This window comes from Shewanella sp. SM29 (genome assembly GCF_025654245.1).
GTDB lineage: Bacteria > Pseudomonadota > Gammaproteobacteria > Enterobacterales > Shewanellaceae > Shewanella > Shewanella oncorhynchi.
In genome coordinates this window covers 1-23667 of the sequence record NZ_JAKKRN010000014.1, presented here as the reverse complement: position 1 = coordinate 23667, position 23667 = coordinate 1, and the positions used below count along the sequence as shown (strand labels likewise).

The window sequence follows — 23667 nt, the reverse complement described above, 5'->3', positions numbered from 1 at the left end:
TTTTTATGTGGAATGAGAAAGAGACGCACAGCATCAAGCTGATGTATTTGTGTGTAACCTAATAAAAACAAAAAGTTAAATATTTAAACGATATAAAAATAAAAACCAGCGACAGTGCGCTGGTTTTTGGCTGTTGTTGTGCTGTTCTTAAGCTGATTTAACTCAGCCTATAGGGTAAATGCTTAAAAGATAGCTTCATCCAATTGAGTTAGCATTTCACTCGCCTGCTCGATTTGCTTACGCAGACTGCGACCTTGCACCGCCCAGTAAGCCATGTAGAAATCGGCAGTTTTCAATTTAGCTTGGTAAAATGCGGTTTCTTCGGTGCCCTGCTCCAACGCCGCTAATGCCACCGCGGCACTTCTGGCCCACATCCATGCCAGTGCAGTCACCCCAAATAACTCCAGATAAGCCATAGAGGCTGCGCCGATAATGTCTGGATTGGTCGCAGCTTGTGCAGCTAAATAACCACTAGCCTTTTGCAAATCACCCGCACAATCCATTAAACCACTCACGTAGTGTTGCATCGCCGCATTCGTGCTATGTGACTTAATAAACTCAGTCACTAACGCCGACCATTGCTGCATCGCCGCGCCGCGGTCGCTAAGCAGCTTACGCCCCACTAAATCCAATGCCTGAATACCGTTAGTGCCTTCATAAATCAGTGCAATACGGCTATCACGCACAAATTGCTCCATACCCCACTCATGAATATAACCATGTCCGCCAAACACTTGCTGTGCATCGACACAGGCATTAAAACCACGGTTAGTGATAAAACCTTTCACCACTGGCGTGAACAGTGCCGCTAATTGGGAAGCAACTTTGGCTTTGGCGGGATCGGTATGACGCTCAGCTTCATCTAGCCACAAAGCTTGTTGTCCTACTAAGGCTCTTGCGCCTTCATTGAAAGCTTTTTGCGACAGCAACATGCGGCGCACATCGCCGTGAACCAAAATCGGATCGGCGGCTTTTTCGGGGGCTTTGGCACCGCTTAAGGCGCGGCTCTGTAATCTATCTTTGGCATAGGCTAGCGCATTTTGATAGGCGATTTCAGAGACGCCCAGCCCTTGCACGCCCACGCCTAAACGCGCTTGGTTCATCATAGTAAACATGGCGCGCAGTCCTTGGTGCGGCTCGCCAACAAGCTCGCCCAATGCACCTTCAAATACCATCACACAAGTTGAGTTACCGTGAATGCCCATCTTATGTTCAAGGCCACTGGCATATAAAGTGTTCGGTGCGCCTAAACTACCATCGTTATTCACTAATACTTTAGGCACGGCGAACAAAGATATGCCCTTCACACCTTCAGGTGCATCGGGCAAACGAGCTAATACGAGGTGCACTATGTTGTCGGTGAGTTGGTGATCGCCTGAGGAGATAAAAATTTTCTCACCGCTGATAGCAAAAACACCTTCGGATACTGGCACGGCTTTGGTGCGTAATAAGGCTAAGTCAGTACCGGCGTGGGACTCGGTCAAATTCATGGTCCCAGTCCATTCACCGCTAACCAGTTTACTCAAATATTTTTGCTTGAGCGCATCACTGCCGTGGGCATGGATGGCGGCATAGGCGCCATGGGTCAAACCGGGATACATGGCAAAGGCCATGTTGGTTGCCGTTTGTATCTCAGTGGCAAAAATCCCTACCACTTCGGGTAAGCCTTGGCCGCCATATTCAGGGGAGCAGGTCAGCGTAGGCCAGCCATTATCAACAAACTGCCGATAGGCATTATCAAATCCTTCCGGTGTAATCACCTTACCATCGACCAACTTACAGCCTTGCAGATCGCCGACACTATTGAGCGGTAACATCACTTCAGTACTAAAGTCGGCCATACCTTGCAGGATCGCATCGACAAGATCTGGATCGATTTCATCGAACCCCTTGAGTGCATCTTGCTGATAAATATTTAACATTTCATCGAGGATAAATTGATAGTCGCGCAGCGGCGCTTGATAAACTGGCATAATCGCTTCCCTTTTCTTGTTAGACTGCAACTCAACTAAGTGATCTGACCACTTTGGTGCTCTGACCACTTTAGCTAAATCTGCCGAAAAAGAAAGCACCTCAGTATCCGCCACAGACTTTTGTTTACACAAACGAACAGCGAAACCGTAAATTGATCGCAACAAAGCCTTATGTTATCGCGGAAAACTTTGTAAGCTAACTGCCTGTTTTTCTGATATGCAAGCAGAGTTAAGGATATTGCTACTATGGGTTCTGTCACTACTAAAAAACACGCCAACGGGCTCGATTATGTCGAAGTGAATACGGCGTTATGTCAGGCAAGAATTTTTTTGCAGGGCGCGCAAATAGACTATTTTCAATCCGTAGGCAAACCACCTTTGCTGTGGGTTTCATCGGCTGACGATTATCAACCCGGTAATGGGATCCGTGGCGGTGTGCCCGTATGCTGGCCTTGGTTTGGCATGAGTAGTGAAGCGAACTTTCCCCAACACGGTTTTGCCCGTACCCGCATTTGGGCGCTGGGATCGGTAGAAATGCGTAATCAGTTAGTGGATTTACGTTTTAGCTTAAAAATCAGTGAGCAAGATAAAATCTATTGGCCGCATAACACAGAGGTCAGCGTGTTATTCACCCTAGGCGACACCCTAAGCATTAGCCTTGTGAATACCAATTTAGGCGATGAAACCGTCACGCTTACCCAAGCGCTGCACAGCTATTTCCCGATTGAGGATATCCACCAACTCAAAGCCAGCGGTTTTAGTGGGTCAAAATACATCGAATTTGCACAAGGGCCTTATCCGCAAAACACGGATGAAGTGCTGTTTGATCGTGAGACAGACCGTGTCTATACCGATCTCGGCCCTGCGCAGTTATTGCATACGCCGCAGGGGACAATCGAAGTCAGCCGTGAAAACAGCCAATCCGCCGTATTATGGAACCCATGGATTGAAAAGTCACAACGCCTTGGCCGATTTAATCCAGAGGATTATCTGACCATGGTCTGCCTAGAAGCGGCCAATGTATTAGAAGATAAAGTCGTGCTTGCTCCAGGTGAAACCCACAGTTTAGTGACCCATATTCGCTGGAAAGACTAACGATTAAATATCCTAGCTCTTAATGTCCTAGTCAAAAAACGATACACACAAAAATGCCCAGTCCTATTTGCCAACGCAATTGGGACTGGGCATTTTTATCACTGCAAAACCTATCACTGCGAAACCAGAGTGTTTATCACTACGAAACCAGAGTTTTATCACTACGATAACCTAAGTTTTTATAACGATAAAACTTAAGGTAAAGCTTATTTCGCCGATTTTTCTAAACGTGCCAACAGGCTAGACGTATCCCAACGGTTACCGCCCATGCCCTGTACTTCTGAATAGAATTGATCAACTAACGCGGTTAATGGCAAGTGTGAACCATTGCGGCGAGCTTCTTCTAAGGCGATGCCTAAATCTTTACGCATCCAATCGACGGCAAAACCAAAATCATAGCTTTGGCCCCACATCGTCTTGTAGCGATTTTCCATCTGCCAGCTTTGCGCCGCGCCTTTGCTGATCACTTCAATGACTTTCTCGCCATCGAGTCCCGCTTTACGAGCAAATTGCAGCGCTTCCGCCAAACCTTGCACCACACCCGCGATACAAATTTGGTTCACCATCTTAGTTAACTGACCTGCACCAACCTCACCTAAACGTTCGGCGCAGCGGGCAAAGGCTTCAATCACGGGTTTAACACGCTCAAATACCGCTTCATCGCCGCCGACCATCACAGTCAAGGCGCCATTTTCGGCGCCCGCTTGACCACCCGACACAGGCGCATCGAGGAAATCAACGCCCTTTTCCGCTAACACTTGATGAAGCTCACGGGCAACATCGGCCGAAGCCGTAGTATGGTCAACTAACACTGCGCCCTTTTCCATCCCATGAATAACGCCATCACTGCCTAATACCACTTCACGCAGATCGTTATCATTGCCCACGCAAGTAAACACAATATCTTGACCCTCTGCCGCTTCCTTTGGTGTTGGACAGCAGCGGCCACCATAGGTGTCGACCCAAGTTTGCGCCTTGGCAAAAGTACGATTATAAACAGTGACCTCATGGCCTTTGTTCAGTAAATGCCTCGCCATGGGATATCCCATTACGCCTAAACCAATAAATGCGACTTTTGCCATGAGCTGATCCTTAAATAGATAAACAAAATGAATCGATTCAAAATAGTAGCCGCAGTTTAACATCCATCTACGATAACGTCAGAGTGAAATCGGAGCGAGTGATAAACGCACTTTTCGCTAGAAACAACAAAGGCGCCTTAAGCGCCTTTGCTGATTTAATTTATGGGGCTATTTCACCACATGGGCTTCCATTTCGGCGCCAATCTTTTTACGCATTTCCATCAAGCGCAGTGCAGAATCCCGCAAATGAATATCATGTTCCGTCTGTGGTATCCACTCAGGCACTGGCGTAGGTAGGCCATCTTCATCAACTGCTACCATGATCACAATACAATGGGTGGTGAGATGACGCTCAGAAACTTTAGGATCGCCCGCTCGCACATCGATACCGATATGCATAGAAGTTTTACCCGTATAAATCACTTTTGCGCTGACTTCAACGATATTGCCCACCAAAATGGGTTGCACAAAACGAATACCGCCCGCATAAGCAGTAATACAATATTTACCGCTCCAGCCCGCTGCACAGGCATAGGCCGCGAGATCGATCCACTTCATCACAGCGCCGCCGTGAACTTTACCACCAAAATTCACATCCGCAGGCTCTGACAAAAATCTCAGGGTACTTTGTCTATCGATACCAGCCATATAACCTCAACTTATTCAGCCACTGTGGCTCAATGTTTCGTGCAATAGGCTGAGTTTACGATAGAAAGCGCCATTAGCGTAAAAATAATTACGATTGACCTCGTCAAAAAATTCGATTTAACCAAAGTGGCTAATAAGCACGCAGCAAAGCAATAAACTCGGCAACGCTAAACGATAAATCCATAGCTGAAATTCACTACTGACGAAACGCGTACCCTTAGCAAAAGTGTAAACGCCTAAGCCAAACATAAAGAAACCAAGCACTTCGAGGCCCGAAGACATATTGCTATCGCCACCGACGTTAATCGCCGTCACCAATAAGGCAAACCAAACCACCACGTAAGCAGCGATTGCTAAGGTAAAAGTCTTGATCCCAATGTCCATGTTTGGATGCCACACTTTAAACTCACCACGGATCAATTCGGTCAGATTGGCAGTTAATGCGCCAATGAGGGGAACAAGCGGGATCACCGCGGGATTTAACATGACACACTCCATTAAGATTGAATATGTCTGTCATTATCTGTGGTCATTAGAATTAAACAAGCTTGATGAACAAATGTTAACACTATGGATATCATACAGTTAGAAAGTGACATCCATCACAATAAAGTCATAAGATAACGGAGTTCAACTCACATGAGCAATGAATTTGACCCATAAAAAATGCGCCCTCAGGCGCATTTTTTCACTGTTTTTTACACCATAAATGCGTGTTTTACACTTTCTTGAACAGTAACGAACCGTTAGTCCCACCGAAACCGAAGGAGTTACACAGAGCGTAATCCATTTTCACGTCACGGGCTGTGTGGGCAACAAAATCTAAGTCACAACCTTCATCTGGATTATCCAAGTTGATGGTTGGCGGTACGGCTTGGTCGCGCAGTGCTAGCAAAGTGAAAATCGCTTCAACCGCACCCGCAGCACCTAACAGGTGACCCGTCATCGATTTAGTCGAGCTAACCAGTACTTTATAAGCGTGGTCGCCAAATACTGACTTAACCGCTGCCGCTTCCGCTTTATCACCAGCTGGCGTCGACGTACCGTGGGCATTGATATAACCAATTTGCTCCAGTGATAACTTAGCATCATTAATAGCATTGACCATAGCAGCTGCAGCGCCTGCTCCGTCACTTGGAGGCGATGTCATATGGAACGCATCACCGCTCATACCAAAACCGACTAATTCGCCGTAAATGGTCGCACCGCGCGCTTTTGCGTGTTCGTACTCTTCCATCACCATAACACCAGCGCCATCACCGATCACAAAACCATCACGGTCTTTATCCCATGGACGGCTCGCCGCAGTCGGATCGTCATTGCGTGTCGATAACGCTTTCGCTGCACCAAAACCTGCAACGCCTAAAGGAGAAGTGACATCCTCAGCACCGCCCGCAACCATCACGTCTGCATCGCCATAGGCAATGGTACGCGCCGCGAAACCGATATTATGCACACCCGTAGTACAAGCGGTCGTCACGGCAAAATTTGGGCCTTTCATGCCAAACATGATCGACAAGTGGCCTGAAATCATATTGATAATGGTACTAGGTACGAAGAAAGGAGAAACCTTACGCGGGCCACCATTCATCAATGCGCTGTGACCTTGTTCAATCAACCACATACCGCCCATACCCGCACCAATAGCAGTACCGACACGACCTGGGTTTTCTTTACTCATGTCCAGACCTGAGTCTTGGATAGCTTGGATGCCAGCCGCCATACCGTATTGAATAAAGAGGTCCATCTTACGGGCGTCTTTTTTCGTTACGTATTGCTCAACATCGAAATCTTTTACTGAACCACTGAAACGAGTGGTAAATTCACTGGCATCAAATTTGGTTATCGGTGCAATACCACTCTTACCCGAAAGCAAAGCCTTCCAAGTAGTATCGACAGTATTGCCCACTGGAGTTACTAACCCCAAACCGGTTACCACTACACGACGTTTAGACACGGCAGTCACCTTTAAATGCTAATTTGTTAATTCAGATAGAGGACGCAGGGTTTTCTATCATTAGACAATTTCTTAAATAACTTTTATTTAGAAAAATTCGCCAATCTGCGGCGAGCATCTCGTGGATAATAATTAAAACACGATCCAGAGACGATTGAATGGCACGGAGGCAGAATTTGACGGGGGTAAAACAAAAACAGGCGGCAAAAATGCCGCCTGTCTTCAAGAATTCAGAATTACTGATTCTTAGAAACGTAGTCGATCGCTGCTTGAACAGTAGTGATCTTTTCAGCTTCTTCATCAGGGATCTCGGTATCAAACTCTTCTTCCAGAGCCATAACCAACTCAACAGTGTCCAGAGAATCTGCACCCAGATCGTCAACGAAAGATGCCGCTGGCTTAACGTCTTCTTCTTTAACGCCCAGTTGCTCTACAATGATTTTCTTTACACGTTCTTCGATGTTGCTCATTAGTTTTCTTTCCTATTCAAATTACGCACTTGCGTAAGATTGCGAGTAGTTTATTAGATTTGGCTGACAATGCAAGCTTAGTTTTCGTGGTCTAACCACGAAATTTCACTATCAATTGATACAGATCACTACTCAGTTGCGACAGAAATCCCTGCCATTCGCCCTTAAACCATGTACATGCCGCCATTCACATGCAAAGTTTCGCCTGTGATGTAAGCGGCTGAGTCCGAGGCCAAAAAGAGCACTGCATTGGCAATTTCTTGCGCTTGCCCTAATCGTTCCATCGGAACCTGTGACATGATAGCTTTTTGCTGCTCTTCGGTCAGCTCATCTGTCATATCGGTCTGGATAAATCCAGGAGCGATAGCATTAACTGTAATTTGACGAGATGCAACCTCTCTTGCAAGAGATTTTGTAAATCCAATCAAACCCGCCTTTGCTGCCGAGTAGTTAACTTGACCTGCATTGCCCATGGTGCCTACCACTGAACCGATATTGATGATTCGGCCAAAGCGCTTTTTCATCATGGTACGCATCACAGGTTTTGACAGTCTAAATAACGATGTCAGGTTGGTGTCGATAATATCCTGCCATTCATCATCTTTCATCCGCATCAGCAGATTATCACGGGTTATACCCGCGTTGTTGACTAGAATATCAACATCACCCGCTTTTTCTTTGATCGAGGCGAATAAATGTGTAACAGATTCACTATCTGTGACATTAAGCACTAAACCAAAACCTTTGTCACCCAGATATTCTTGGATCGCCGCAGCGCCCTTCTCACTGGTTGCGGTTCCAATAACCACGGCGCCCGCTTCGACCAGTGTCTCTGCGATCGCACGGCCAATACCGCGGCTCGCACCTGTCACTAAAGCCACTTTGCCTGTTAAATTCAGGTTGAAACTCATATAAACTCCTTACTCAGTTAATGCTGCTAATGAAGCAACATCATTAACCGCTTGGGCTGATAGTGATTTATTAATTCGTTTTGCTAATCCTGTCAATACTTTACCTGGACCACATTCCACCAGTTGGGTAATGCCTTTTTGGGCCATTAGCTCAACCGTTTCGCTCCAGCGGACAGGACAATATAACTGACGCACTAACGCATCTTTAATGTCATCAGCAGAGGTGGGTGATGCCACATCAACGTTATTAATCACTGTAATTGTTGGGGTATTAAACTGTACATCGTTTAATGCCACGGCCAGTTTATCCGCCGCAGGTTTCATTAATGCGCAGTGTGATGGCACGCTGACAGGTAGAGCCACCGCCATTTTAGCGCCCGCTGCTTTACAAGCTGCTGCAGCGCGCTCAACTGCGTCTTTTTGACCTGCAATGACCACTTGACCAGGACTGTTAAAGTTAACTGGACTCACCACCTCACCTTGAGCCGCTTCGGCGCAGGCATTAGCGATACTCTCGTTGTCCAAACCGATAATCGCATACATAGCACCCGTGCCAGCTGGAACCACTTGCTGCATCAGTTGACCACGTAATTCCACCAACTTAATCGCGTCTTTAAAATCCATAACACCGGCGCAAACTAAAGCAGAATACTCACCTAAGCTGTGACCCGCTAGTATAGCTGGCATAGGTTTGCCTGAAGCCACGTAGGTACGCCAAATCGCCACGCTCGCCGCTAATAGGGCTGGTTGAGTTTTATCGGTTTCATTTAAGCTTTCAACAGGACCTTGCTGAACCAATGCCCACAGATCATAACCTAAGACGTCACTCGCCTCAGCAAAGGTTTGTCCAACAACAGCATGAGATTCGGCAAGCTCGGCTAACATGCCTAGGGCTTGTGAACCTTGGCCCGGAAATACAAAAGCAACATTTTCCATATTCAAATTACCTATGGCTAACTTAATTTATTGAAAAATCATGTGGAACACACATGTAGAACTTAGAAACGAATGAGCGCACTGCCCCACGCAAATCCAGCACCAAAGGCCTCAAGCAACAGTAATTGTCCGCGCTGAATACGGCCATCACGTACGGCTTCATCCAATGCAATGGGCACTGACGCGGCAGAAGTATTACCGTGTTTAGCTAAAGTCAATACGACTTTCTCAAGACTCATATCGAGCTTTTTAGCGGTAGCATTGATAATTCGGAAGTTGGCTTGATGTGGCACTAACCAGTCAATTTCTGACTTATCGATATTGTTAATGCGCAGCGTCTCAGTCACCACATGGGACAATTGAGTCACAGCCACTTTAAAGACATCGTTGCCTTTCATGGTCATAAAACCGACCGCTTCAGAAGTTTCGCCTTTACGTGGTGGGAAAGCGCATTTCAATAAGTCACCTTGGCGACCGTCGGCATAAATGTGGGTCGAAATGATCCCTGGTGTTTCGGATGCGCCTATCACAACCGCGCCCGCACCATCACCAAATAAAATAATCGTTGAACGATCTTCTGGCTCACATAAGCGAGACAGTACATCGGCACCAATCACTAATACTTTTTTAGCCGCGCCCGTTTTTACAAATTGATCGGCAACAGATAAAGCATAAACAAAGCCTGAACACGCCGCTGCGATATCAAAAGCTGGAATGGTATGCACGCCAAGCATGGCTTGAATTTCACAAGCTGCAGCCGGAAAAGCATTGGGAGCACTGGTGGTGCCGCAGACGATCATGTCTAAATCTGATGCTTCTATGCCAGCCATTTCTAGCGCTTTTAATGCCGCTTGGTAGCCCATAGTTGAAACGGTTTCATCGAAAGCCGCAATGCGACGTTCTGATATACCTGTACGTTCAACAATCCATTGGTCAGTGGTTTCCACCATTTTTTCCAAATCTTGATTGCTACGCACCTGCACCGGTAGATAACTACCAGTTCCGAGAATTTTTGTATGCATAAGGAGGGATCAGTTATTTATATCTAAAAGAATCGACTCCAAACGATCTTTTATCATTTCAGGGAGTCGACGTTGAGCTTCCGTTACTGCCAAACTAATTGCTTGTAAATAGGCAGTTTCATCCGCGTTTCCATGGCTTTTTACAACTATTCCGCGCAATCCTATCAGACTTGCACCGTTATAGTGGTCGGGGTTCATCTGACTAAGGACCGCCTGGATACGAGGGGCGATAAGTTTAGCCAGAAAACGAACGAATAAACCTTGGGTTAGTCCCCGTTTTAACTGATGTACTAATAACTTGGCAATACCTTCAGAGGTCTTGAGCGTGATGTTACCCACAAACCCATCACAAACAATCACATCCACATTACCGGAATAGATTTCATCCCCTTCGATAAAACCTGTGTAATTGATTTGTTCTGTGTGTTGCAGCAACTGCGCGGCTTGCTGAACTTGGTCATTACCTTTAATTTCTTCAACGCCCACATTGAGCAAGGCGACTTTTGGCCGAGATTTCTTATCTACCGCTTCGCACAGGACTGAGCCCATCACAGCAAATTGAAATAAGGTTTCCGAGTCACAGGAAATATTCGCGCCCAAATCCAACAAATAAACCGGTTTTTGAGTCACCGCAGGTAAACAACTGACTAATGCGGGTCGATCAACACCAGGCAAGGTCTTCAGCAATACTTTCGCCATTGCCATCAGCGCCCCTGTGTTACCGGCACTCACACACGCTTGTGCGCGGTCGTCGCGCACTAACTCAATAGCCAATCGCATGGAACTGTTTTTACGTGTACGCAAGGCATGCACAGGCCTATCGGACATACTAACGACTTCATCGGTATGAATGATTTCTATGCGCGAAAGTAAACTCACTTCGGCTTGACGTAGATAGACATCAATTTCAGTCTTGTCACCGACTAAAATGATTTTAAGAAAAGAATGTAATTGTAGTGCCCGCAAGGCTGCAGGCACCGTGACGTGGGGGCCATGATCACCACCCATTGCATCTAACGCAAGCGTCAGATTCGTCATTAGGAAACCAACAAATTACTTGTTGATTACCTTTTTACCGCGATAGAAGCCATCTGCAGTCACATTGTGACGCATATGGATTTCACCGCTGGTAGCGTCTACAGACAGCTGAGCAGTGCTCAGTGCGTCATGTGAACGGCGCATTCCGCGCTTTGAACGTGATTTTTTGTTCTGTTGTACAGCCATTGGCCTGTCTCCTCGATTACTTGCTCTTCAGTTTTTCTAACACTGCAAACGGATTTGGACGCTCCTCTTGAGCGGGTTCTATCTCGCCTACAACCATGTCTTTAGATCCCGCACTGCAATCAATTTCTTGATGCATTGGGATTATCGGCATAGCGACTATCAATTCATCTTCGATCAATTGATGTAGACGCACTTCGCCAATTTCATTGCACTCAATTGGGTCATACGCATCCGGGAGCTCATCGATTTCTGCTTTAGTCCGACATGGACCAAAACAAAACTCGACCGTAACCTCAGTGGTAAATAGTGTCATGCAACGTTGACATATCAGAGTGAGCTCCGTCACAGCCTTCCCTTTCAGGTAGACTATCCCCTGTAAATCTACGCCACATTCAAGCGACACTGCCACATCGGAACAGTCGCCGGCACATAACTCAGTTAATCTTTTCAGTTGCACACCAGGAACAACGCCCTGATAAACTAGGCGACTCGAGGCGGCGCGAAATGGATCAATTGAAACCGGTATCTTTACTGTTTGCATAAGGCGCGCATATTATAGTTTGAAAACGCTAGAGTCAAAGAAAAAATACTAACTTAAGTCCCAGTTTGCGACTTAAGCCTTTCCCTTGCCCCAACATTGAAATTGACGGAAGCGAAATAGTACCCAAGCATGAAGCCGCATACAAGCGCAAGCCGACTAAAATAGTCGCATTCATTGAAAAGAAACCGTAAAAGACGAAACTCTTGCACTCTCCCGCATTGATTGGTCACAATATGAGTCACTCTTTTGCGGATATCTCATTATGCCAACCCCATTAATCTTAGCTTCGACGTCTATATATCGACAATCTTTACTGCAAAAACTCGGGTTACCCTTCGAATGCTGCAATCCTAATATTGACGAAACGGCGTATCTCGAAGAATCGGCCCATGCTTTAGTGCTGCGATTAGCCAAAGCAAAAGCCGTCGCGGGGGCAGAACAATTCCCCGATGGTCTGATTATTGGTTCCGATCAAGTTGCCGTCATTAATGGCAAGATTATCGGTAAACCCCATCATTTTAATAATGCCGTCGCGCAGCTCACTCAAGCCTCAGGCAAGGCCATCACCTTTTATACTGGTCTTGCACTCTATAATGCCAAAACTGGCGCTATGGCCGCTGAGGTTGAACCCTTTACGGTTCATTTTAGGCACCTTAGCCATTCGCAGATTGTGGCCTACATAGAAAAGGAAGAGCCTTATTATTGCGCAGGGAGTTTTAAGAGCGAAGGTTTAGGTATCGCGTTATTTACAGCGCTCGAAGGTCGCGATCCCAATACCTTAGTTGGCTTACCACTGATATTACTGACGGAAATGCTGTTAGCCCAAGGTGTAGACGTTCTCGCTTAAACGTTTACCAAGGCTTTGCTCTATTTGCTCAGTTTATTGAATCAATGACGCGCATCAAAAATACCGAGCTACTGAGTCGTTTCATCGACGAGAAGATGAGACGTAAATAAAAGTGATAAGGAAGTCTCATGCGCAGCGGCATGTATTGCCGCTCCAGCATTAAATAGCAGTGTTAGAGGTATTGCAGTAATTGCTTTGGTGAATCTATCAAGGCGATAGGTTTTGCCCGCAGCAACTTTTCGGCACTGTGAGCGCCATAGGTCACGCCAACGCTATCAATCCCAGCATTGGCCGCCATGGTTAAATCCAGCAGAGAATCACCCACCATTAAGGCTCTGTTCGGTGCTATATTCAATTCTTTCAGCAAGCTTGAGATCATTTCAGGGTGGGGTTTGCTGTGCACTTCATCGGCGCAGCGTGACGCAACAAAGTATCGACCTAAGCCTGTTTGCTCAAAGACGCGATCAAGTCCCGCACGGGCTTTACCAGTTGCGACGGCTAACTTATAGCCTTGGCTATACAAGTCATCGATTAATGCAGGAGTTTGTACAAACAAGGGCGTTGGCGTGGTGTCTAAATGCAAATATTGTACTTTAAACTCAGCGCGCATCTGCTGATATTGATCATCTTCGCCTTGGCTAAATGCATTTTTAGGATGCTGCTGATGCTGAGAATTGGCAGAAGAAGCGCTGAGATTGAGCCCGTGTGGAAATAGGACTCGCAGCGCTTCTGTCATAGAAAGACCAATAATATCGCGAATGTCACTTTCAGTTGGGATAGGTAACTGCAATGCCTTAGCCATATTTTCAATACAAGTGATAATTTTACCGATGGAATCCATCAGAGTGCCATCCCAATCGAAAATCACTAAATCGTATTGCTTTATCTTCATCCTTGAAACCTATCCCCGTCGATTACGCACGCTTTAACTTATCGAGTAATTGCGACAAATTTTCATCTAAAGGCGCTGAAACCCGCATCACTTCATCATTTTCTGGATGAATGAACATCAATTCAGCAGCATGTAAAAAGAGTCGAGTTAAACCTAATGCACGCATGCTATCGTCAAACCCTTGCTCGCTGTACTTATCATCACAGGCGATAGGATGGCCAGCAAATTGGCAATGCACCCGAATTTGATGAGTACGTCCAGTGACAGGGCTTGCCTTCACTAAAGTACAACCTTGGTAACGCTGCATAATTTTAAAGCGCGTTTCTGAAGGTTTACCCTCCGCATTAACACGCACAATGCGCTCACCGGATTTAAGAGTGATTTTCAATAAAGGCTGTTTAACGGCTTTATCTTGAGCAGACCATTCCCCTTTAACTAAGGCCAAATAGTCTTTCTGCATCTTTTTATATCGAAGCTGATCATGCAGATGTTTAAGCGCGCTACGTTTTTTCGCCACCAACAACACGCCCGAAGTATCTTTATCGAGACGATGTACTAGCTCTAAAAACTTTTGTTGAGGACGCAGTGAACGCAATGCTTCAATCACACCGTAATCGACTCCACTACCACCATGCACGGCAATGCCAGCAGGTTTATTCAGCACGATCAAATGATTGTCTTCATGCAAAATACGATCTTCGAGTTGCGAGACTTTACTTAAGTTCGCCGATGGTGCGGTACGGTTATCCGGCTCTGCCACGCGGACTGGCGGAATACGTACTATGTCGCCAATCTGCAACTTGTACTCGGGTTTGATGCGTTTCTTATTCACTCGAACCTCGCCCTTGCGGACAATGCGATAGATCATGCTTTTCGGCACGCCCTTCAGCTTGGTCATTAAGTAGTTATCGATACGCTGTTCGAAGTGATCTTCATCAATCGTGATCAACTGAACCTGTTGTGGGGTGGATTCTATATTCATGATGCGCCATCTAATTATAACGGTCGCCATTGTACAACAACTGAGAAGAATTGTGCCTTTCCATTGCTGAATTTTTTGATTATTGCTATATTTCACCAGCGATTAGGGATAAGCCGTGAATAAAGTGTTCACAACGCCCTGATCCCAAGCGGAAAATTTAACGGATAAAAAAAGATTTTCTTGATAGCAAATCATTGATTTGCAAATCGTATACAGAGTAAAAATACCACAAATGCGTTTTTTACGATTAAATCGAGAAAGTCACCTTACTTTAATAAGGTTTACCCTAGGTTTTCCTCCCCGATTTCGAAGGATATTTTAACTTGTCGTCAGACAAACCGATTCGACTTGGGCATTACCGGAACGAAACTAAAGAATTTATGGGGTTGGTTGATGTTTTACAACGAATTCCTTGTTTTTGTAATCATTAAAAAATAAGCCATAAATAGGATGCGACACGCAGCGACTGCGTCTAACAGTAATGCGCACCTCTTGCCTAGCCACCAGCCGTGAGGCTCAGTTGACCTACTGCTAGGCCCGTAATGCAGCGAAGCGCGATGTTTGATGACCTCTATTTAAAGAAGAATGACGTCATCATGAAACGTATGTTAATCAATGCAACTCAATCAGAAGAGTTGCGTGTTGCCCTTGTTGATGGGCAACAACTGTATGATCTAGACATTGAAAGCCCAGGTCATGAGCAAAAAAAATCAAACATTTACAAAGGTAAAATTACCCGAGTAGAACCGTCTTTAGAAGCCGCTTTCGTCGACTACGGTGCCGATCGTCACGGCTTTTTGCCACTGAAAGAAATCGCTAGAGAATATTTCCCGAAGGGATATTCGTTCCAAGGTCGCCCCAATATCAAAGAAGTGGTCAGTGAAGGACAGGAAGTTATTGTCCAAATTGACAAAGAAGAACGCGGCAATAAAGGTGCAGCCTTAACGACCTTCATCAGCCTTGCAGGCTCTTACTTAGTATTAATGCCAAACAACCCACGTGCTGGCGGGATTTCTCGTCGTATCGAAGGTGATGAACGCACTGAGCTAAAAGAAGCGATGGCTGACTTAGAAGTGCCTGCTGGCATGGGTCTTATCGTGCGTACTGCGGGTGTAGGCAAAGAATCTGCCGAGTTAAAGTGGGACTTAAAAGTTCTACAACACCACTGGGCGGCGATCACCGAAGCTTCACAAGTTAAAGGCGCACCTTTCTTAATTCACCAAGAAAGCAATGTGATAGTTCGCGCTATTCGTGACTATTTACGCCGTGACGTGGGCGAAATCCTCATCGATCATCCACGTATTTTTGAAGAAGCGAAGCAACATATCGCCTTAGTTCGCCCTGATTTCGTTGAGCGCGTAAAACTGTACGAAGCTGAAGTGCCATTATTCACTCACTTCCAAATCGAATCACAAATTGAATCCGCCTTCCAACGCGAAGTACGTCTGCCATCTGGCGGTTCGATTGTTATCGACCCAACTGAAGCCTTAACCTCAATCGATATCAACTCTGCCCGTGCCACTAAAGGCGGCGATATTGAAGAAACAGCACTTAACACTAACCTCGAAGCCGCCGATGAAATTGCCCGTCAATTGCGTCTCCGCGACTTAGGTGGCTTAGTGGTTATCGACTTTATCGATATGACGCCAGTACGTCATCAGCGTGAAGTTGAAAACCGTTTACGTGATGCTGTGCACCACGACCGCGCTCGCGTGCAGTTAGGTCGCATTTCTCGTTTCGGTTTGATGGAAATGTCGCGTCAACGTCTGCGCCCCTCTTTAGAAGAATCTGCAGCGCATATCTGCCCTCGCTGTCATGGCCAAGGAACGATTCGCAGTACCGAGTCTTTAGCACTGTCAATTTTACGTTTGATGGAAGAAGAAGCCATCAAAGAAAACACCTCACAAATCGAAGCGATTGTGCCTGTGGATGTTGCAGCTTTCTTGTTAAACGAGAAACGCAAAGCCATTCGCATCACAGAACAGCGTCACGATGTCGAAGTGTATGTGATACCTGACGCACACATGATGACGCCTGATTACCGCGTGATCCGTCACCGTAGTGATGATGAAATCAGTGAATCAAGCTATAAGCGTATAGAGCATCCTGAAGCCAAATTGTATGAGCCACGCAAACTGGAACGTACTGCGGCGCCTATTCCGGCATTAAAAGGTTTTGCAGCACCACAAAAAGTAGAACAAGCCCCATCACCAACGGTGAAAGTTGAAGCGCCACAACCAGGCTTCTTCAGCAAGCTTGTGAGTGCAATCAGTGCCATGTTTGCGCCAAGTGAAAAAGCTGAACCCGTAAAAGTTGTTGAAACTAAAGCAACGGATACCAGTGCGGCTAACGCAAATCGCCGTAACCGTCGTAATGACACTCGCCGCCCACGCAATGCCCAAGATGCCGACAAAGCAAAAGAAGGCACTCGTGAGCCGCGTAGCCGCAATCCAAAAAAACCGGCTGATGCAGTAGTCAGCACACAAGAACGTCCAGTACGCGAAAAAGAAGAAGCGGCTAAACGTCCAGCTAAAGCTGAACCAAAGCCACGCGTACAAGCGCCAAAAGATGTTGTTGCCGACATTGAAGCAGATGATGCCCCTAAGCAAGAAGTCGCCCGTGAGCGTCGTCAGCGCCGTAACATGCGTCGTAAGGTGCGTATCGATAATGGCCATAATACGCCAGATAATGCGATCCCAATTGCACCTGAAGATGCCGCAGAAGTGTTAGCGGAAATTGCAGCCCTTAACGCCGCAGCGGCAAGTACTATCAGTGTTAATACCAAAGCTGAAGTCATTGCACAAACGCCAGTAGAAACTAAAGCGCCAAGAACACGTCGCCAGCCTCGTAAGGAAGCTGCTCCTGCTCAAGAAGCGCAAGAAAATATTGTGCTAGAAGAGACAACTGTAATTTCTACTGTAGTAGAAACACCTGCGGTTGATGCTGTTAACGTAGCTGAAAACACCTTGGTTGACACAGCAGCTCATACTGTAGCAGCGGATGCTGTATCGCAAGATAGCGAAGTTGATGCTGACAACGAAAATGCGAATGCTGATGATCAATCAAAACGCGAGCAAAGAGATGGTCAACGTCGTAGCCGTCGTAGCCCTCGCCACCTTCGTGCAGCGGGTCAACGTCGTCGTCGCGACGAAGATGACCAAGGTACATCAACGCCAGCGCAATTCGTTCCTAATGACGAATTAGGTGCTGACCAAGAGTACCCAAGCGAAATCGTCAGTGTTCGAGTGGAAACTCCTGTTGTTGCAACTCAAACAACAGCGGTAACTGAACCGGCCGTTAAAACTGCTGACGTCGAAATAGCTGAAACAAGTGCAACTCCAGCTGTTGAAGCTCCTGCTGTTGTTAAAGTAGATGCAAAAGTTGAGCCTCAAGCAAATGACGTTGCAGCAGTTGAAACTCAGCAAGTTGAAACTAAACCTGTTGTGACTAAAACCACTGAAACGAAAGCGGAAGAGCCAAAGGCTGCTGACGTAAAAGTTGACCTTGCGTCAATCGTTGAAACTCAGGTGACCAGCGTTACTGCTGAAGCCGTAGTCGTTACAGTCCCATCAGTTGAAAGCTCAGTGACTAAATCAGTAGCAGTACCCAAAGCTGAAGCAGCTAAAACCGAAACACTTGTCGAGCCAAGTGTTGCACCGAGCGTTGAAGTAAAAGAAGCCGTGAAAGCAACAGCCTCTGCGCCAATGGCCAGACCGGCTGCTATCGCTAAGCCTCAAGCCACAGTACAAACAGTACAAACAGTTCCAACAACACCGCAAATCACGGATGCAGTTGTTGTCAGCAAGCCAAAAGCCGCCAGCCGCTTTGGCTCTATGGTGTCTTCGGATATGACCAAGCCTGTCGTTGAGGTGAGAGAACAAGTGGCAGTCCCTAAAGGACGAGAGTATGAGAATACTGCGAACGAAGAGTCTACTGCCAAAATCAAACTCGCTAATGGTGCAGAGTCTGATATGGCACGTCCATAATCACTTAAGCTAAACCAGAAAAGCCATGCAATTGCATGGCTTTTTTATTTACACTGTAATACTCACACAATATTTAAATTTAGATCAATCCATTTTTCGGCTTAATCGTAGTCCCTTGAATAACATAACCCATCAAAAGTTCCTCAGTATATAGTTATCAACTTTAAGTATTCTTGTATTGTCACCAACGTCACATTAGAAGCAATAAACATGCTAACAAAATATCAGGCCAATACCGCCAGTAGAAAGGGCACTTAATCCATTTAGTGCTAACTGTAGACCTCTCCTTTATAAGTTAGGGAAACTAGTCGAGGGAGAGCATTATCCCGCTATAAAGTAGCCGATAATTAAGTTGGATTAGCAGCCTAAAGCTTCTGTCGGAAATACTTAAATGTACGAAATGCAAGGCATATCAATAGCAATATTCGCTTTTTGGTCGACTCCAAAACACATCATAAATAAGCTAATACTCTTTAATATCAAACACTAAACGCTTTGCCAGCCTCAAATCTTTACTACAAGGCTTTCAGCCTTAGGTGCAGTTTAGCTTAGTATATGTAGGATGACTAAGTGCAAGAAATGTAAATGCACCAATAATATTCGGCAATATCTGAAGCCAGTGATTTACAACAAATGAATGATTAGACACATTCGCGTTCGACATTGAATATAAGATTATGCAAAAATAAACTCGATAAGAGCAAGCGTTAAGAGTTAGCATATAATGGAATTGAATGTTACAGGGGTAAAAATAAGGAGAGTGTATCAAATGGTTTTATTGAAAATCTTGGAGATATCAGAATTGGGTTCTAACAGAGAAAGATTAGAGAATTAACTTCAGATTTAAGCATTAAATAAATGCGACATGTTAAGTGGTTCTCGTCGCTTTACTGGATTCAACAATCTAAACTAAATGAAACTTCATCTTTCGCACAAATAAAAAGAGCCACGGAATTAACCATAGCCCTTTAATCCATTGCTATCAGCTCTAGGCTAACAGCACTGAAAATTAACCAATGATAGTTACGTTTTCAGCTTGTGGACCTTTTTGACCTTGAGTCACAGTGAAAGACACTTTTTGGCCTTCATCAAGAGTTTTGAAACCGTCAGAGTTGATCGCACGGAAGTGTACGAATACATCTGGACCAGATTCTTGCTCAATGAATCCGAAACCTTTGTCAGAGTTGAACCACTTAACAACACCAGTAACTTGAGACATAATATAAATCCTGTAAATAAAAAATTAAAGCCTTAACGGCGGGTGGAGCTGGAAAATGCCGGTATTACTTATGTTTACAGGACGAACTGGTCGTATTGAACACATAAATATAAGCCCAACCTTCAAGCTGATAAGACTATAAACCATTCTAAAGATAAGTCAACACACTGCGACACTTTGGATTATTTATTTTGCCTAAATCTACTTTACGGTTTTGCAACCGGCTAGCAGAACACTAGGTTCATGCTGTTTAACAAGTACAGTTAAGCATTTTAAATACTTTATTTCAATAGCTTAATCTTATCGCTTACTTTGAAATCCGATGCACTTCAATTTGGAAATCCAATTCACAGTTCAGTCCTTGCAACGCAAATGCTTGCTTTTGGGCATGAGTAAACTTCCAAGCATAGGGCGTCATTTCTAAAAAATGAGCAATATGTTCACTGTTTGCCAGTTCTAACTGGGAGATTAAGCGCTCCTGATGAAGACACTCAAATCCAGCAATATGCGCTGTGGAAACGGGATGTAATATTGGCTCAGCATAAATTTGTTGTTTCAACGCAAAATGGTGTAAAGGTCCCGGAGAAACTGTTATCAGTAAGCCTCCATCAGCCATAATTCGTTGTAACTCTTCTACTTTTGAAGGGGCATAAATACGAATGGCAAGATCGACACTTTGGGATGCGATTGGCATTTCATAGGCACTTGCGACACAAAATTGCAAATTAGGGTAACGTTTAGCTGCGTATTTAATTGCAGACTTAGAAATATCTATACCTTGTAAATTGCAATCATGGTGCTGGCTCAACACATGGAATAAACGTTGACTGTAGTACCCTTCCCCACAGCCTATATCGAGGATTTGTTTTGCTTCAGCACTAAACTCAAGCGCGAGCTCATTCACTCTATCACTCAAACCTTGATAGTAACCCGCGTTTAAAAATTCACGCCGAGCAAACATCATCTGTTTATTATCACCAGGATCTTTTGAGTTTTTCTTCTGTACAGGTAATAAGTTGACATAGCCTTCTTTGGCCATATCAAACTTATGTTGCTGTGAACAACCCCAAGTTAGCTCCGTTAACGTCAGTGGGGTGGCACACAGGGGACATAAATAATGCATAATGGACTCTTATCATTTAGCTAAATTTGGGTAAAAAAGTTTATGTTTCGTCTTCCATCAATCGATCTACCATCAGGGTCAATTCCGGTGAAGCGAGTAATTCATAACACTCTAATTTTCTTAATAGCTTATCAGTGTTATCGACATCATTAGCAGCGCGGCTGTAGTTTGGTCGCTCAAACATATGGGTATAGGTTCTAAATAACCATTGTTGTTTCTGCAATAGCAAGGGATCGATCCTTAATACTTCATCAGTAAGGCTGGCGTGACATTGACCAAGCTCCCCGCGCATAAACGCCTGCAATTCTAATCTAACCTGCTCGATTTCAGTCATGTAAATTGCAAGAGATTCAGATGATGCAGCATAGTCGTAGTGCCTTGCTAATAGTGCTTTAGCAACCATTAACGCTTTGGGCTCATGCAAAACCCGTAAATCCGCTTCTAAGGGAACTAACTCAAACTTTGAATTAGCTTGTAAGGCAAAAGTTAAGTAACTATTTGCACCTATTAAGTCATTATCTGCACCTAAATGACGAGTCGTATCTAAGGTAAAAGATACACCTCGCCTCAATTCAGCCGCACAAAATTTCGCAGCAGTTCCCATCCGTGTATAAAGCCTAAAACCTTGCCCAAGGCTGCGGGTTATTGGTGTATTGAAAGCCTGAGGGCTTTGCGGTAACGATTCGACCTTAAGACCCATAAACGGCTGGAAGCGGATGACTATATTTTGCTGAATTCCGGCTTCAGCTATGACGATAATCTCTAGTAAAGGGGCATTGATCGCCTGTGACACAATAAAATCACTCACATCGTCGGGTAGCCGTAATGTGAGTATTGATGCCTTTTCAATATCAAGCACCATAGGTTCATTTAGAAATTGATGGTACATAAGACATTATTCTCCTATTTAACCGCAATTGTACCGTCGAATCTTAATGAAGATCACCTATTAAGCCGTTATATTTTCAAGATAATGGCTTAATCACCTTTGTAGTGTAAATGTTCATTCGAGGAATATCGGTGTTAAGATGTTATTATTCGACAAACTGTCATTGAATTTAATTTATGTCTAATCATTCTCAGCTAAGCATATTTTGGCACGGCTACGAAACAATAACCACTTAACCATTGATTAATAATATAAAAATCAATGTACACACTCCAAATCTGTACACCCACATGTACACACTCAGTTTAATAACCTTCCAAATTAACTGTTCTGAGACAACAAGATTACGTATAACCTCAATATTCTTTCATGTTAAATCTGTTTACTCCCAACATTTTTGATTCTCATTTGCAGTCGATACACATCGTTTTAGATGCGGCCCACAAACCAGCTAAATAGGCCTCTTTAAAGCCACACCACAAGTTGCCTCAAAATAGCAGCTAGAATATTTGCTTATCCTAGTTGGTGGAATGCTCACATATCGTAAATATTTAATGAGTATAATTTATACAAGTCATTAGTTTTTTCGCCGTTCAGACCAATTAAGCTATAGTCTATTTGAGGATGTAGTAAATAGGTTTCTGAACATGGACATGAGTTTCTTATGTATAACTTACAAATAGTTAGAATTTTTTTGATTGTTATTCCCTTGATGGCCATAACAAGCGTACCTATCACTTATGCTAACGATCAATTCATTATCAATCACTCAGAATCGAACCTTGACCATAGGTACCAATATACATATGACCTTTTACAGCTAGTGATTGATGCAACCAATGCCGATTTCGGCCAAGCCTCACTGGAGGTTTCCGATGTCATTATGAGCAGAAATCGCATATTAAGAGAATTACAAGATGGTCAAACTATTAATGTTATAGCTGAAGCCTCTAGTTCAGAGTGGAATACTAAGCTTATACCAATAAAAATTCCTATCCGTAAGGGAATTCAAGGGTTTAGGATTTTCATTATTCAGAAGAAAAATGCGGAATCGTTAGCTCAAATAACCTCTATTATGCAATTAACGTCTCTTAAAACAGGGTCAGGTAGTCAATGGTCAACTAAAGTTGCCATGCAACAGGCTGGATTTGGGGTCGTAGAAAGCATTCAATATGATAGTTTATTTAACATGCTATCAAAGGGAAGGTTTGTTACATTTGGCCGTGGAGTGAACGAAGCTTATCAAGAACTTGAGCAGTTCAATCTACAGTATCCAAATCTAGTTATTGATGAAAACATTTTGCTGCATATTCCTCTTGCTACGTATTTTTATGTTTCACCTAACAAGCTGTAGTGGTCAAGTAAAATTGGCCACGATTTTAGAGTCATTCCAATATAAACGTTCTGACTCATTTGGCGTTAACCCACCATTATATTGATGGGGTCTGGTCTCACTGTAATATCCAGTGATGTAATTTGTGATCTCTTTATCTGCTTCTGTAAAATTCCCATAACCACTGGCGGGTATCCACTCAGATTTCAAACTTCTAAAGAAACGCTCCATTGGTGCGTTATCCCAACAATTCCCGCGGCGACTCATACTTTGCTCAATCTGAAGACGCCATATTAATTGTCTGAATTTCAAGCTTGTGTAATGCGAACCTTGATCGCTGTGATATATCACATTCTCAGGCTTACCCCTTAACTCAAATGCCATTTTCAAAGCTTTACAGGTCAGCGCACTATCTGGTGATAATGACAAGGCCCATCCAATAGGCTTGCGGGAAAATAAGTCAAGAACAACGGCTAGATAGGCCCAGCGATTACCGACCCAAACATACGTCACGTCGCCACACCACACTTGATCTGG

General features: G+C 44.6%; 21 protein-coding genes and 1 pseudogene. 4 read left to right on the top strand and 18 right to left on the bottom strand.

Annotated features, from left to right (window positions below; all coding sequences use genetic code 11):
• Positions 1-182 precede the first annotated feature (182 nt).
• Positions 183-1973 (bottom strand): acyl-CoA dehydrogenase C-terminal domain-containing protein, encoded by a 1791-nt coding sequence (locus L5L77_RS11445; protein WP_263186556.1) that lies wholly within the window; start codon positions 1971-1973, stop codon positions 183-185.
• A 246-nt stretch (positions 1974-2219) separates the two neighbouring features.
• Between L5L77_RS11445 and L5L77_RS11440 the strand changes: the two genes are divergently transcribed.
• Positions 2220-3068: a D-hexose-6-phosphate mutarotase gene (locus tag L5L77_RS11440; protein WP_263222752.1), complete on the top strand. Its 849-nt coding sequence runs from the start codon at positions 2220-2222 to the stop codon at positions 3066-3068.
• 206 nt (positions 3069-3274) lie between these two features.
• Here the strand turns inward: L5L77_RS11440 and L5L77_RS11435 are convergent, their stop codons facing one another.
• The 11 genes from L5L77_RS11435 to yceD all read right to left on the bottom strand — a co-directional run bounded on the left by L5L77_RS11435 (position 3275) and on the right by yceD (position 11859).
• Entirely contained in the window at positions 3275-4150 is an 876-nt protein-coding gene (locus L5L77_RS11435) for an NAD(P)-dependent oxidoreductase (protein WP_263186554.1), read from the bottom strand.
• Positions 4151-4318: 168 nt separating this feature from the next.
• Entirely contained in the window at positions 4319-4798 is a 480-nt protein-coding gene (locus tag L5L77_RS11430; RefSeq protein ID WP_105252855.1) for an acyl-CoA thioesterase, read from the bottom strand.
• A gap of 117 nt (positions 4799-4915) precedes the next feature.
• Positions 4916-5284 (bottom strand): hypothetical protein, encoded by a 369-nt coding sequence (locus tag L5L77_RS11425; RefSeq protein WP_028760367.1) that lies wholly within the window; start codon positions 5282-5284, stop codon positions 4916-4918.
• A 232-nt stretch (positions 5285-5516) separates the two neighbouring features.
• The gene (gene fabF, locus L5L77_RS11420; RefSeq protein WP_006087466.1) at positions 5517-6755 is read right to left on the bottom strand and encodes a beta-ketoacyl-ACP synthase II; all 1239 of its coding nucleotides are present in this window, start codon (positions 6753-6755) and stop codon (positions 5517-5519) included.
• Positions 6756-6991: 236 nt separating this feature from the next.
• Positions 6992-7225 carry an acyl carrier protein gene (gene acpP / locus L5L77_RS11415; RefSeq protein WP_006081231.1) on the bottom strand — a complete coding sequence of 78 codons (234 nt, stop codon included), beginning with the start codon at positions 7223-7225 and terminating at the stop codon, positions 6992-6994.
• Between the two features lie 164 nt (positions 7226-7389).
• Positions 7390-8136: a 3-oxoacyl-ACP reductase FabG gene (fabG, locus tag L5L77_RS11410; protein WP_006081230.1), complete on the bottom strand. Its 747-nt coding sequence runs from the start codon at positions 8134-8136 to the stop codon at positions 7390-7392.
• A 9-nt stretch (positions 8137-8145) separates the two neighbouring features.
• Positions 8146-9072 carry an ACP S-malonyltransferase gene (gene fabD / locus L5L77_RS11405; RefSeq protein ID WP_263186553.1) on the bottom strand — a complete coding sequence of 309 codons (927 nt, stop codon included), beginning with the start codon at positions 9070-9072 and terminating at the stop codon, positions 8146-8148.
• Positions 9073-9134: 62 nt separating this feature from the next.
• The gene (locus tag L5L77_RS11400) at positions 9135-10094 is read right to left on the bottom strand and encodes a beta-ketoacyl-ACP synthase III (protein ID WP_131523925.1); all 960 of its coding nucleotides are present in this window, start codon (positions 10092-10094) and stop codon (positions 9135-9137) included.
• A 9-nt stretch (positions 10095-10103) separates the two neighbouring features.
• Positions 10104-11132: a phosphate acyltransferase PlsX gene (gene plsX, locus L5L77_RS11395; RefSeq protein WP_263222751.1), complete on the bottom strand. Its 1029-nt coding sequence runs from the start codon at positions 11130-11132 to the stop codon at positions 10104-10106.
• A 15-nt stretch (positions 11133-11147) separates the two neighbouring features.
• Entirely contained in the window at positions 11148-11318 is a 171-nt protein-coding gene (rpmF, locus tag L5L77_RS11390; RefSeq protein ID WP_006081226.1) for a 50S ribosomal protein L32, read from the bottom strand.
• A 16-nt stretch (positions 11319-11334) separates the two neighbouring features.
• Positions 11335-11859: a 23S rRNA accumulation protein YceD gene (yceD, locus tag L5L77_RS11385; protein WP_028760371.1), complete on the bottom strand. Its 525-nt coding sequence runs from the start codon at positions 11857-11859 to the stop codon at positions 11335-11337.
• Between the two features lie 262 nt (positions 11860-12121).
• Here yceD and L5L77_RS11380 point away from each other — a divergent pair, with 262 nt between their 5' ends.
• Entirely contained in the window at positions 12122-12706 is a 585-nt protein-coding gene (locus L5L77_RS11380) for a Maf family protein (RefSeq protein WP_263186158.1), read from the top strand.
• Positions 12707-12878: 172 nt separating this feature from the next.
• On the opposite strand, the gene L5L77_RS11375 is transcribed toward L5L77_RS11380, so the two are convergent.
• Together L5L77_RS11375 and rluC are read right to left on the bottom strand one after the other, a co-directional pair.
• Positions 12879-13598: an HAD family hydrolase gene (locus L5L77_RS11375; RefSeq protein ID WP_263186157.1), complete on the bottom strand. Its 720-nt coding sequence runs from the start codon at positions 13596-13598 to the stop codon at positions 12879-12881.
• A 22-nt stretch (positions 13599-13620) separates the two neighbouring features.
• Positions 13621-14580 (bottom strand): 23S rRNA pseudouridine(955/2504/2580) synthase RluC, encoded by a 960-nt coding sequence (gene rluC / locus L5L77_RS11370; protein ID WP_105252860.1) that lies wholly within the window; start codon positions 14578-14580, stop codon positions 13621-13623.
• Between the two features lie 542 nt (positions 14581-15122).
• Here rluC and rne point away from each other — a divergent pair.
• Positions 15123-18566 carry a ribonuclease E gene (rne, locus tag L5L77_RS11365; protein ID WP_263186156.1) on the top strand — a complete coding sequence of 1148 codons (3444 nt, stop codon included), beginning with the start codon at positions 15123-15125 and terminating at the stop codon, positions 18564-18566.
• 1009 nt (positions 18567-19575) lie between these two features.
• Here the strand turns inward: rne and L5L77_RS11360 are convergent.
• From L5L77_RS11360 to L5L77_RS11350, 3 genes are all read right to left on the bottom strand, one after another.
• Complete coding sequence (locus tag L5L77_RS11360; protein ID WP_011789734.1) at positions 19576-19785, bottom strand: cold-shock protein; 210 nt, start codon at positions 19783-19785, stop codon at positions 19576-19578.
• A 307-nt stretch (positions 19786-20092) separates the two neighbouring features.
• Complete coding sequence (gene rlmA / locus L5L77_RS11355; protein WP_263186155.1) at positions 20093-20908, bottom strand: 23S rRNA (guanine(745)-N(1))-methyltransferase; 816 nt, start codon at positions 20906-20908, stop codon at positions 20093-20095.
• A 40-nt stretch (positions 20909-20948) separates the two neighbouring features.
• Complete coding sequence (locus L5L77_RS11350) at positions 20949-21797, bottom strand: hypothetical protein (protein ID WP_263186154.1); 849 nt, start codon at positions 21795-21797, stop codon at positions 20949-20951.
• Between the two features lie 664 nt (positions 21798-22461).
• On the opposite strand from L5L77_RS11350, the gene L5L77_RS11345 reads away from it, so the two are divergent.
• On the top strand, positions 22462-23151 hold the full coding sequence (locus tag L5L77_RS11345) for a hypothetical protein (protein WP_263222749.1): 690 nt from the start codon (positions 22462-22464) through the stop codon (positions 23149-23151).
• A gap of 3 nt (positions 23152-23154) precedes the next feature.
• Here the strand turns inward: L5L77_RS11345 and L5L77_RS11340 are convergent.
• Positions 23155-23667, bottom strand: a pseudogene (locus L5L77_RS11340) (IS3-like element ISSba5 family transposase); the annotation flags it as partial.

Coding starts and splice junctions, on each gene's coding strand:
- yceD (WP_028760371.1), bottom strand. CDS start 11,859: ATGCAAACAGTAAAGATACCGGTTTCAATTGATCCATTTCGCGCCGCC.
- L5L77_RS11440 (WP_263222752.1), top strand. CDS start 2,220: ATGGGTTCTGTCACTACTAAAAAACACGCCAACGGGCTCGATTATGTC.
- fabD (WP_263186553.1), bottom strand. CDS start 9,072: ATGGAAAATGTTGCTTTTGTATTTCCGGGCCAAGGTTCACAAGCCCTA.
- L5L77_RS11350 (WP_263186154.1), bottom strand. CDS start 21,797: ATGTACCATCAATTTCTAAATGAACCTATGGTGCTTGATATTGAAAAG.
- rne (WP_263186156.1), top strand. CDS start 15,123: ATGCAGCGAAGCGCGATGTTTGATGACCTCTATTTAAAGAAGAATGAC.
- plsX (WP_263222751.1), bottom strand. CDS start 11,132: ATGACGAATCTGACGCTTGCGTTAGATGCAATGGGTGGTGATCATGGC.
- L5L77_RS11430 (WP_105252855.1), bottom strand. CDS start 4,798: ATGGCTGGTATCGATAGACAAAGTACCCTGAGATTTTTGTCAGAGCCT.
- L5L77_RS11400 (WP_131523925.1), bottom strand. CDS start 10,094: ATGCATACAAAAATTCTCGGAACTGGTAGTTATCTACCGGTGCAGGTG.
- L5L77_RS11380 (WP_263186158.1), top strand. CDS start 12,122: ATGCCAACCCCATTAATCTTAGCTTCGACGTCTATATATCGACAATCT.
- L5L77_RS11425 (WP_028760367.1), bottom strand. CDS start 5,284: ATGTTAAATCCCGCGGTGATCCCGCTTGTTCCCCTCATTGGCGCATTA.
- L5L77_RS11445 (WP_263186556.1), bottom strand. CDS start 1,973: ATGCCAGTTTATCAAGCGCCGCTGCGCGACTATCAATTTATCCTCGAT.
- rluC (WP_105252860.1), bottom strand. CDS start 14,580: ATGAATATAGAATCCACCCCACAACAGGTTCAGTTGATCACGATTGAT.
- L5L77_RS11345 (WP_263222749.1), top strand. CDS start 22,462: ATGTATAACTTACAAATAGTTAGAATTTTTTTGATTGTTATTCCCTTG.
- L5L77_RS11435 (WP_263186554.1), bottom strand. CDS start 4,150: ATGGCAAAAGTCGCATTTATTGGTTTAGGCGTAATGGGATATCCCATG.
- L5L77_RS11360 (WP_011789734.1), bottom strand. CDS start 19,785: ATGTCTCAAGTTACTGGTGTTGTTAAGTGGTTCAACTCTGACAAAGGT.
- fabG (WP_006081230.1), bottom strand. CDS start 8,136: ATGAGTTTCAACCTGAATTTAACAGGCAAAGTGGCTTTAGTGACAGGT.
- rlmA (WP_263186155.1), bottom strand. CDS start 20,908: ATGCATTATTTATGTCCCCTGTGTGCCACCCCACTGACGTTAACGGAG.
- acpP (WP_006081231.1), bottom strand. CDS start 7,225: ATGAGCAACATCGAAGAACGTGTAAAGAAAATCATTGTAGAGCAACTG.
- L5L77_RS11375 (WP_263186157.1), bottom strand. CDS start 13,598: ATGAAGATAAAGCAATACGATTTAGTGATTTTCGATTGGGATGGCACT.
- rpmF (WP_006081226.1), bottom strand. CDS start 11,318: ATGGCTGTACAACAGAACAAAAAATCACGTTCAAAGCGCGGAATGCGC.